This is a genomic window from Variovorax sp. P4_D9 (assembly GCF_056401695.1).
The window spans coordinates 1-1,919 of sequence record NZ_JBFUIU010001253.1; the positions used below are offsets into that span (position 1 = coordinate 1).

Annotated in this window: 2 protein-coding genes; both read left to right on the plus strand. The window is 67.1% G+C overall.

Translation table 11 applies throughout. The features are described 5' to 3' along the window. The first annotated feature begins 158 nt into the window (after window positions 1-158). Entirely contained in the window at window positions 159-599 is a 441-nt protein-coding gene (locus AC1DY5_RS53625; RefSeq protein ID WP_478122352.1) for a MarR family winged helix-turn-helix transcriptional regulator, read from the plus strand. Window positions 600-712: 113 nt separating this feature from the next. Then, window positions 713-1,919, plus strand: a 1,207-nt coding sequence (locus AC1DY5_RS53630) for a PP2C family protein-serine/threonine phosphatase (protein WP_478122353.1), incomplete at its 3' end; no start/stop codon positions are given.

Here is a 1,919-nt window from a genome sequence, read left to right on the forward strand (position 1 = left end):
CAGTTTTCACGTCCCGGACGTTTTAGTGTCACGTGTTACTATATACGCATGGAGTTGAAGAGTTTCTTTCCCTACCGCCTCGCGCAGCTTGCCGAAGCCGTAGGCGAGGCCAGTTTTCACGTCCCGGACGTTTTAGTGTCACGTGTTACTATATACGCATGGAGTTGAAGAGTTTCTTTCCCTACCGCCTCGCGCAGCTTGCCGAAGCCGTAGGCGAGGCGACGGCCCAGGTGTACGAGGAGCGCTTCGATCTGACGCGTGACGAGTGGCGCGTACTTGCGGCTCTCGGCGATGCCGGTGCGGTGAAGACGGCCACAGTGCTGGAGCGGGCCACCCTCGACAAGATGCGCGTCAGCCGTGCCTTGGCCCGCATGGAGAAAGCAGCACTTGTCGAGCGCTCGCCGGACCCCGAGGACGGTCGTGGCCAGCTGGCGCGTCTGCTTCCGGCCGGCCGCGCGCTCTACCGCAAGATCGTTCCCATGGTGCAGGCGCGCGAGACTTTCCTCCTGGAAGCGCTCGAGCCGGCAGAACGTGACGCGCTGGAAAAGGCCATCGACAAGGTGCTCCAGCGCGCCACGCAACTGCGCCAGCAGGGTTAGCCACGCCGTCCGAGACAGCGAGGTGCTGTCGGAGATGTGCCGGTGGCTTGCCATTGCGCCCGCCGACTCGGAGAATTCCTTGTTGCACGGCACTCCAGCTGCTAGAGGATGTGATGAACCTCGACCCTGTCCCTCCCGTCGCACTGGTGGTGGACGACGAACCGGTGGCCCGCCTGATGGTGAAGCTGACACTGGAGAACCTCGGCTGCAAGCCGGTCCTGGAGGCTGCCGACGGCATCGCGGCGCAGGAGGTTCTGCGGGAACACCCGGACGTCGCCCTGGTGCTGACGGACATCATGATGCCGCGGATGGACGGCCTGGAACTGCTGCGCTGGGGACGCCAGGCGGTGCCGGATGCCATGTGGATCGTCCTTTCGGGGCTGGAGACCTTCGACTCGGCCGTGGCCGCGATCCGGCTGGGGGCGTTCGACTTCCTGCCGAAGTCGCCGCGCTCGGCGGAGATGGGGGTCGCGGTGCGCAATGCGCTCGAGCGGCGGCAACTGCTGGCTGACCGCCAGCAGCTGCACCGGGAGCTGCAGCGCAAAGTCTTCGAACTCGAGCAGACCTCCGAAGTGCTGCGCCGCGATCTCGAGCGCGCGGAGGTCATCCAGCGCGCCTTGCTGCCGCGCAGCCCACCCCCAATGGAGGGCTATTGCATCCAGGCGGTCTACCGGCCGGGGCAGCATGTGGGCGGCGACCTCTACGACGTGGTCCGGCTGGGCGAGCAGCACCTCGCCTTCTACCTGGCCGACGCCACCGGCCACGGGGTGACYTCGGCGATGCTCTCGGTGCTGTTCAAGCAGCGGCTCGTTCTGGTGGACCCGGCGTCGCGCCTCCCGCTGCCACCGGCGGAGGTATTGGCCGCGGTGAACCGCTCGATCTGCGAGGCGCACGCCGCGCCGGGCCTGTTCCTGACGGCCGTCTTTGGCCTGCTGGATACGTCGGACGCGAGCCTGACGCTGGCATCGGCGGGCCATCCGCCTGTGCTGCACGCACGCGATGGCCGCGAAACGCGCCTGATCCGCCGCACCGGACCCGCGCTGGGTCTGGCGGCGGACGCGCAGTTCCAGCAGGAACGCCTCCAGCTTTTGGCGGGCGACCGGATCCTCCTCTACACCGACGGCCTCCTGCCCTCTGGGTCGGAGCGCGAGCTGGAACTGCTGCAGCAGGTGCTCGCCAAGCCACTCTCTAGTGCGCAGGAAGCGATGACTCTCCTTCACGCCGACGCGCCAGCGGGTGCGGACCGGGATGACGTCACCATCCTGCTGATCGACGCGCACGCCGGCACCTCGTGGTTCGACAATGGCGCCGAGCTCCCCG

Bases quoted from the DNA above. Each gene is read 5' to 3' on its own strand.
- AC1DY5_RS53625 (WP_478122352.1), top strand. From the start codon at position 159: ATGGAGTTGAAGAGTTTCTTTCCCTACCGCCTCGCGCAGCTTGCCGAA.